General features: G+C 70.8%; 7 protein-coding genes. 2 read left to right on the top strand and 5 right to left on the bottom strand.

Features of this window, described 5'->3' with window-relative positions:
* Positions 1-240: 240 nt before the first annotated feature.
* From ACIQ9E_RS16535 to ACIQ9E_RS16515, 5 genes are read right to left on the bottom strand one after another with little or no spacing between them, the layout of a single operon-like run.
* The gene (locus ACIQ9E_RS16535; RefSeq protein ID WP_403707390.1) at positions 241-1,551 is read right to left on the bottom strand and encodes a DUF58 domain-containing protein; all 1,311 of its coding nucleotides are present in this window, start codon (positions 1,549-1,551) and stop codon (positions 241-243) included.
* 11 nt (positions 1,552-1,562) lie between these two features.
* On the bottom strand, positions 1,563-2,546 hold the full coding sequence (locus ACIQ9E_RS16530; protein ID WP_403707388.1) for an AAA family ATPase: 984 nt from the start codon (positions 2,544-2,546) through the stop codon (positions 1,563-1,565).
* Positions 2,543-3,727: a DUF4350 domain-containing protein gene (locus tag ACIQ9E_RS16525; protein WP_403707386.1), complete on the bottom strand. Its 1,185-nt coding sequence runs from the start codon at positions 3,725-3,727 to the stop codon at positions 2,543-2,545. Before ACIQ9E_RS16525 ends, ACIQ9E_RS16530 begins: the two co-directional genes overlap by 4 nt.
* The gene (locus ACIQ9E_RS16520; RefSeq protein ID WP_403707384.1) at positions 3,724-4,413 is read right to left on the bottom strand and encodes a DUF4129 domain-containing protein; all 690 of its coding nucleotides are present in this window, start codon (positions 4,411-4,413) and stop codon (positions 3,724-3,726) included. Before ACIQ9E_RS16520 ends, ACIQ9E_RS16525 begins: the two co-directional genes overlap by 4 nt.
* Before the next feature lies 1 nt (position 4,414).
* Positions 4,415-5,641 (bottom strand): hypothetical protein, encoded by a 1,227-nt coding sequence (locus ACIQ9E_RS16515; RefSeq protein ID WP_403707382.1) that lies wholly within the window; start codon positions 5,639-5,641, stop codon positions 4,415-4,417.
* Between the two features lie 182 nt (positions 5,642-5,823).
* Here ACIQ9E_RS16515 and mtnA point away from each other — a divergent pair, with 182 nt between their 5' ends.
* Positions 5,824-6,933, top strand: coding sequence for an S-methyl-5-thioribose-1-phosphate isomerase (mtnA, locus tag ACIQ9E_RS16510; protein ID WP_403707380.1), 1,110 nt, complete (start codon positions 5,824-5,826; stop codon positions 6,931-6,933).
* A 119-nt stretch (positions 6,934-7,052) separates the two neighbouring features.
* Positions 7,053-7,742 (top strand): two-component system response regulator MtrA, encoded by a 690-nt coding sequence (mtrA, locus tag ACIQ9E_RS16505; RefSeq protein ID WP_187144562.1) that lies wholly within the window; start codon positions 7,053-7,055, stop codon positions 7,740-7,742.

The raw sequence follows: 7,742 nt of genomic DNA, 5'->3' as shown, positions 1-7,742 counted from the left end.
CTGCAGGGGGGACCCTGTGGGAGAGTAGGACGCCGCCGAACAATTTTTGATGGGAAGGCCCCGCACAGTGTGCGGGGCCTTTCTGCATTTCCGGACAGAAAATCCCGACCGGAGCCCGCTTCCCCACGCAGGGGCTGCCCGCCTGGTTGAGGAGGCAGAAGCCGGAGGAGGCAGAAGCCGATGGCACCGGGGTCTGTCCCGCACGATGCCGATCCGCTCCGTACTCCTCCCCCCTGAACTTCAGAGACGCCCTGCTGCTTTCAGCGCGAGATACGCATCCGCCAATGCCGGGGCAAGGCTCTCGGGAGAGGCGTCGACAACAGTGACTCCGCGGCGCTGGAGCTTCTCTACCGTGTGGCGGCGCTGAGCCCGGGCCTGTGCGCCGGCCGCGGCCTGGTAGACAGCTTCGGCACTTCCGCGCGCCTGTGCCATCTCCTCCACCCGCGGGTCGGAGACCGACGCCAACAGCACAGTGTGCCGCTGGGTGAGCTGAGGGAGCACCGGGAGCAGCCCCTCCTCGACAGGCGCCGCATCGAGGCTGGTCAAAATGGTGATCAACGAGCCGCGCGGAGCGTTCTTCAGAGCGGCGGCACTCAAGCCACGTGCGTCCGTCTCCACCAGCTCCGGTTCGAGCCCGGCCAAGGCGTCGACCACGGTCGGAAGCAGCTCCTTCGCGGAGCGTCCCCGGACCTGGGCGCGGATCCGGCGATCGTAGGCAAGCAGATCGACCCGGTCGCCGGCGCGTGAGGCCAGAGCGGTGAGCAGCAGCGCCGCGTCCATGGCCGCGTCGAGACGAGGCACGTCGCCGACCCGGCCCGCCGAGGTTCGCCCGGTGTCCAGCACCACCAGGATGTGACGGTCCCGCTCCGGACGCCATGTGCGCACCGCGACCGCGGACCGCCGGGCCGTGGCCCGCCAGTCGATGGAACGGACGTCGTCGCCGGGAACGTAATCACGCAGGCTGTCGAACTCGGTGCCCTGGCCCCGGATGAGAACGCTGGTACGACCGTCCAGCTCCCGGAGCCGGGCCAACCGGGACGGCAGGTGCTTCCGGCTGTGGAAGGGCGGCAGCACCCGCACCGTCCAAGGGACCTTGTGACTGCCCTGACGGGCGGCAAGACCCAGCGGCCCGTACGAGCGGACCGTGACACGGTCGGCCCTGCGGTCGCCGCGGCGGGACGGGACCAGCGTTGTGACGATCCGGCGACGTTCTCCCGCGGGGATCGACATAGGGTGCCGTGACGCGGCCTGTCCCGTACCGGTCGTCCAGGCGCTGGGCGGCCAGGCGTCGCGCAGCTCGGCGCGGAGCATACGCCGGGAAGGATTGGCGATGGTGAGCCCGACCTCCGCACTCTCACCGAGTCGAACTGATGTATCACCACTTCGAGTGAATCGAAGCGATCGCACTGGCGCTGCGAGGGCGTAGTCGCACAAGATTGCTAGAGACAAGGGCGCGTTCACGGCGAGCACCCCCGTCCAGCTCGGTGCGAGCACACCGACGGGGAGGGAGCCGAGAGCGGCCAGGAGCGCGGTTCTTCCGGTGAGTGCCATGGGCTCGGGACTCACCGGGGAACGGGGACGTGGCTCAGGATCGCGGTGATGACGGAGTCTGCGGTGACTCCTTCCATCTCCGCCTCGGGGCGAAGCTGGACGCGATGCCGCAGGGTCGGCAGGGCCAGCGCCTTCACATCATCGGGGATGACGTAGTCACGGCCGGTCAGCCAGGCCCAGGCGCGGGCGGTTGAGAGCAGCGCCGTGGCGCCTCGGGGGGAGACTCCGAGAGTCAGCGAAGGAGATTCACGCGTGGCACGACAGATATCGACGACATAGCCGGTGATCTCGGGGGAGACCGAGGTCTTGGCAACGGCGGACCTTGCTGCTTCCAGATCGGCAGGTCCGGCGACGGGCCGGACGCCCGCTGCGCGGAGGTCGCGTGGGTTGAAGCCGTCGGCATGGCGGGTGAGAACGTCGATCTCGTCCTGGCGTGAGGGCAGTGGGACCGTCAGTTTGAGCAGGAAACGGTCCAATTGGGCCTCGGGCAGGGGATAGGTGCCCTCGTACTCCACGGGGTTCTGCGTGGCTGCGACCAGGAACGGATCGGGGAGCGGGCGGGGAGTGCCGTCGATGGTGACCTGGCGTTCCTCCATGGCCTCAAGGAGAGCGGACTGTGTTTTGGGCGGCGTGCGATTGATCTCGTCGGCCAGGAGGAGGTGAGTGAAGACGGGCCCCGGCTGGAAGGAGAACTCGGCGGTCCGGGCGTCATAGACCAGGGAGCCGGTGATATCGCCCGGCATGAGATCGGGGGTGAACTGGACGCGTTTGGTCTCCAGCCTCAGAGACGCGGCAAGGGCACGGACCAGCAGGGTCTTCGCCACGCCGGGCACGCCTTCCAGCAGCACATGACCCCGGCAGAGCAGTGCCACGACGAGGCCGGTGACGGCAGGGTCCTGGCCGACCACTGCCTTGCCGATTTCGGTACGGAGGGCCTCCAGGGAGGCGCGGGCGCCGTCCGAGGTGGTGACGGTCTCGGGGGTGGGGGCGCTCATGAGGTGCGTACCTCTCTTTCGAGGGCATCGAGATGGCCGGCCAGGCGGACGAGTTCCGTGTCGTCGGCAGGCGGCGGGCCGAACAGCAGTTCCGTGAGGTCGCGTTCGCCCGCCGGAAGCCGGCCGGTGACGGCGGGAAGCAGAAGGTCGGGGCGGTGCGCCGACGAAGGGGGCACACCGAGGAGGGGGGCGATCCGCGCCCGGGCGGCGGCCCGCAGGGCGGCTGCCGCATGGTCGCGGGCTCTGGCCCGGTGGTACAGGCGGGCACGGCCCTCGGTGGTCTCGGAGGCGCGGACGACGACCGGCAGCTGTTCGGGAACGAGGGGGCCGAGGCGCCTGCCGCGCCAGACGGCGGCGAGTGCCGCTGCGACGAAGAGTTGGAGCGCACCCCAGAGCCAGCCGGACGGGATCAGTTCGACGAAGCTCTTGTCGCCCTCGCCGGGGGCGGCGGAACCATCGCTGACAGAGGGGAGGTACCAGACCAGATGGGGTCGGGAGCCGAGGAGTTGCAGGGCGAGGGCGGCGTTGCCGCTCTCGGCCAGACGCTCGTTGTAGAGGATGCGGGGCGAGCCGAGCAGGACGGTGTCGCCGTGGCCCGTGTCCGCCCTGACGAGAGTAGGCAGGCCGTCGACGGGATAGCAGGTGTCGGCGGTGGAGGCATCGGCGAGGTACTGCCGGCCTCCGAGTTCGGCACTTCCGGCGTTCCGTGCCGCGGGCAGGGAGCACTCGGGGTCGACCGTGCGGGCCGGTCCGGTCCCCGCGGAGCGGGTGCCGGGGGCCAGAGTGGTCAGGGACGCCGGGCCGGGGGCGAGGAGGACCGTTCGGCCGTTGGAGGCTTTCATGGCGGCACGCAGCGAACGCTGCTGTACGGATGTCAGAAGATCGGGGTCGGTGACGAGCAGCGTGGTGTCGGGGCCGGTGGCCGCGGTTGCTTCGGAGAGGGTGGTCACCACCCGGGTCGTCATTCCGCGGTCCTTGAGCAGTTCCGCGACGGCCCGGCTGCCGTGGTGGTCGGCGGACCGTGGGTCGAGAGCGCCGTGCCGGTCCCCCGAGCGCAGCGCGGCGATGACGATTCCCGCGACGACCACGATGAGCAGTGCCAGCAGCAGCCCCCGGGCCCGGAGCCATGTCTGACGTCCGGTCGGGGACAGGGAAGTGGGGCTGTCGGCGACTGCGGTCATGCGCCGCCTCCCGGTGTTGCACCGGCCGGCAGGGGCCTGGCCCGTTCCAGGTCCAGGTCCAGGTCGCGCAGGCGCTGGTACGCCTGGTGGTCGACGCTGCGGCCACCGTATGTGACATCGTCGAACTCCCTGGCCGCGGAGTGCAGTGCGGCGGAGTGGACGGGCAGTGAGCGGCTTCCTTCGGCGGCGGCCTCGTCGGCCGTCCGGCCGGGGCGGGGTTCGAGGAGAGCACGTTCTTCCAGGGAGCGGACGATGGCCCGCATCCGTTCCTGGACGGCCTCGTTCCACCGGTGGGCGGCGGCATGGGACTCGGCGGCCGTGCGGTGCTCGGCGGCGCTGCGGCGGGAGTCGTCGAAGAGTGGTGCCGAAGAGGCGGGAGTGCGGTGGGGGATGCCCAGGCGCCACCACAGGGCGCCGATGAGCACGGCCACGATCAGGACGACGACCACGAGGCCGATCGCGCCGCCCGGCGCGAATCCCGCGGCGGTGCCGAGGATGTCCTCGACCCACTCCCAGAACCGGTCTCCGGCCCGTTGCAGCAGGCTGGGGTCGTTCTCGTGGTACATCGGTCTGCTGAGTTCGCGCTCTGCGGCCTCACGTGCGGGGTCCCGGGATATGTCCACCGGTATGCGGCCGTCGGCGCGCTCGGATGGGCGCGCCGACGGTAGTCCCCCCGTGACGGGCACCTCATCCGCTCCCGGGAGTTCCGCCGGACGGCTCGGTGGTGTAGCCGGGGAGACCGGCGGCGCGGCCCAGTTCCAGGTCGAGGGCCTCACGGCGGATGCGCTGGTCGATGTAGAGCAGGACGTTGACGCCCGCGGAGATCGGGAAGGTGATCGTCGAGGCGATCACGGCACCGATGCCGGTGACGATCAGATAGGGCCAGCCGAAGTTCGGGCCCTCCGCGGAGAGCAGATCGCCGATGCCGTCGTTGTCGACGAAGACGGCGGCGAGGCCGAACGGAGCCGCGATGAGCATCTGGACGATCGTCGTGAGCACGGTCGTCAGCAGCACGATGCCGCAGGTCCGCCACCAGGAGCCCGAGACCAGCTTGGCGGAGCGGCGCAGCGCGCCGACGACGTTCTGGCCCTCCAGCATCAGCGCGGGCGGTGCGAGGGCGAACAGGATGAGCAGCCAGACGGCCACGGGCACCGCGGCGACCACGCCCACCATGATGAGGGCCGCGCCCCCCGCGCCACCCACCAGGACACCCGGGAGGATGCCCAGGCCCACGAGTCCGACGGCCGCCAGCGGCACCAGGAAGGTGAGGGCCAGGAGTTGCGGCAGCCGGGGACGGGCCTCCCGCCAGGCTTCGGAGAGTGTCACCGGGCGGCCGAGGACCGAGCGGCTGATGACGACGGTCAGCAGGGCCGTGGTGAAGAACGTGGCCAGCAGGGCGATCAGCATGATCGGAACCAGGGACACCAGCATCGACTGGAGCATGTCCACGGCCTGGCGGAGGGCCTCGTCGGGATCCGCCGCGGGGTCGATCTCCACCGGCTCGGGCAGCAGATGGCGGGCGACGAGGATATTGCCGATCTCGGCGATCACCGAGACGGTGAGCGTGATGCCGAGGACAGTGCGCCAGTGGGCGCGCAGGGTCGACACGGCCCCGTCGAGGATCTCGCCGACTCCGAGTGGACGCAAGGGGATCACACCGGGCTTGGCCGCCGGGGGGTGGCCCCAGCCGCCGTGGGGACTCCCGCCCCAGCCGGGGCCGGGCGGGGGCACCTGACCGCCGCCGCGCGGGCCCGGGACGGACGGCGCGGACCACTGGCCGGCGGGCGGCTGCTCACTGGACCACTTCGCGCCCGGTCCGGCCTGGTCGGCCGGCTGCGCGGGGCCGGGCACCTGGGCGCCCTGTCCCTCGGGGGAAGCGGATCCGGGCGGAACCCAGCCCGGAGTGTCGTTCACGGTCGTCCACCTCGTGACTCGGTTGTGGCACCGGCTCGGCGAACCGGTGTCCTCGGGAGGTCCGCACCGGTGAAGCATCGGCGGACTGGCAGCCATCGTGCCACGCACGGCTCCACCGCGGGTGAGCGGCTGTGCCCCTCTCGCACCTTCTTTCGCAACCGGGGACCGGGCAGACTGGGCGGATGGCTGATCACTACGCGCGACAGCGAGCCGGTGACGAACAGTCGCGGCTCCCGGTCCTGCACTGGGAAGAGTCCGCTGACGGCCCGCTGCTGGTCCTGCTCGACCAGACCCGACTGCCCGGTGAGGAGGTCGAAGCCGTCTGCGCCGATGTGCCTGCCGTGGTCGCGGCGATCCAGAGCCTCACGGTCCGGGGGGCGCCCCTGCTGGGCATCACCGGTGCCTACGGGGTGGCGCTCGCCGCGTGCCGGGGCGACGACGTGGAAGCGGCGGCCTCCCGACTGGCGGAGGCGCGTCCCACCGCCGTCAACCTCCGTTACGGGACCGGGCTGGCCCTCGCCGCGTACCGGTCGGCCGGGGCCGGGGACCCCGAGCACGCCGCCCGGGCAGCACTGGCCGCGGCACGGGAACTGCACCGCGAGGACGCGGCAGCCAGCACCCGTATGGCAGACCACGGCCTGGTGCTCCTCGACGAGCTGCTGTCCGGAGGCGGGCACCGGATCCTCACGCACTGCAATACCGGGGCGCTGGTCTCCGGAGGAGAGGGCACCGCCTTCGCCGTGGCGCTCGCCGCCCACCGGGCGGGCCGGCTGCGCAGGCTCTGGGTCGACGAGACCCGCCCCCTGCTCCAGGGCGCTCGGCTCACCGCATGGGAGGCCGCCCGCTCGGGGATGCCGTACACCCTGCTCACCGACAATGCGGCGGGCTCCCTGTTCGCCGCGGGAGAGGTGGATGCCGTTCTGATCGGCGCCGACCGGATCGCCGCGAACGGGGCAGTGGCCAACAAGGTCGGCAGCTATCCCCTGGCGGTACTGGCGCGCTACCACCACGTGCCGTTCATCGTGGTCGCGCCCACCACCACCATCGACCCGACCACCCCGGACGGGCCGGCGATCGAAGTGGAGCAGCGGGCCGCCGACGAGGTCACTCGGCTCCCCGGCGGCGGGCGGCCACTCGCGCCCGAAGGGACGACCGCGTACAACCCCGCCTTCGACGTGACACCGCCGGAACTGGTCACGGCGATCGTCACCGAAGAAGGGGCGGTGTGCCCCGTCACCGGAGACGGAGTCATGGGCCTGTGGCGCAGGTCACAGCAGGTGGTTGCGGGGTGAACCGGCCGCCCCGTCCGGGGGCCACCGCGCCCCCGGACGGGTAGTCGCAGGTCACGGACGCGTTGTCACAGGTCAGTGACCTATCTCACCGGAACCTATGCCAGCCGTGGGGTAATGGGATGATGTCGATTATGAAGGGACGAGTCCTAGTCGTCGACGACGACACCGCACTGGCCGAGATGCTCGGGATTGTGCTGCGTGGTGAAGGTTTTGAGCCGTCGTTCGTCGCGGACGGCGACAAGGCCCTTGCCGCGTTCCGTGAAGCCAAGCCGGATCTGGTGCTCCTCGACCTGATGCTGCCCGGCCGTGACGGTATCGAGGTATGCCGGCAGATCCGCGCCGAGTCCGGAGTGCCGATTGTGATGCTCACCGCCAAGAGCGACACGGTGGACGTCGTCGTAGGCCTGGAGTCCGGGGCCGACGACTACATCATCAAGCCGTTCAAGCCGAAGGAACTGGTGGCCCGGATCAGGGCGCGCCTCCGGCGGTCGGAGGAGCCCGCGCCGGAACAGCTGACCATCGGCGATCTGGTGATCGACGTGGCCGGGCACTCCGTGAAGCGGGACGGGCAGTCCATCGCCCTCACTCCGCTGGAGTTCGATCTGCTGGTCGCGCTGGCCCGCAAACCGTGGCAGGTCTTCACCCGGGAGGTGCTGCTGGAACAGGTATGGGGGTACCGGCACGCCGCGGACACCAGGCTGGTCAACGTCCACGTCCAGCGGCTGCGCTCCAAGGTCGAGAAGGACCCCGAGCGCCCCGAGATCGTGGTGACCGTCCGTGGTGTCGGTTACAAGGCGGGACCGAGCTGA

Origin of the sequence: Streptomyces sp. NPDC094448 (assembly GCF_044763775.1) — a bacterium.
Taxonomy (GTDB): domain Bacteria; phylum Actinomycetota; class Actinomycetes; order Streptomycetales; family Streptomycetaceae; genus Streptomyces.
The sequence above is the reverse complement of the archived record's forward strand: the minus strand, read 5'-3'. Positions and strand labels throughout refer to the sequence as shown.

Coding starts and splice junctions, on each gene's coding strand:
- ACIQ9E_RS16535 (WP_403707390.1), bottom strand. CDS start 1,551: ATGGCACTCACCGGAAGAACCGCGCTCCTGGCCGCTCTCGGCTCCCTC.
- ACIQ9E_RS16530 (WP_403707388.1), bottom strand. CDS start 2,546: ATGAGCGCCCCCACCCCCGAGACCGTCACCACCTCGGACGGCGCCCGC.
- ACIQ9E_RS16525 (WP_403707386.1), bottom strand. CDS start 3,727: ATGACCGCAGTCGCCGACAGCCCCACTTCCCTGTCCCCGACCGGACGT.
- mtnA (WP_403707380.1), top strand. CDS start 5,824: ATGGCTGATCACTACGCGCGACAGCGAGCCGGTGACGAACAGTCGCGG.
- mtrA (WP_187144562.1), top strand. CDS start 7,053: ATGATGTCGATTATGAAGGGACGAGTCCTAGTCGTCGACGACGACACC.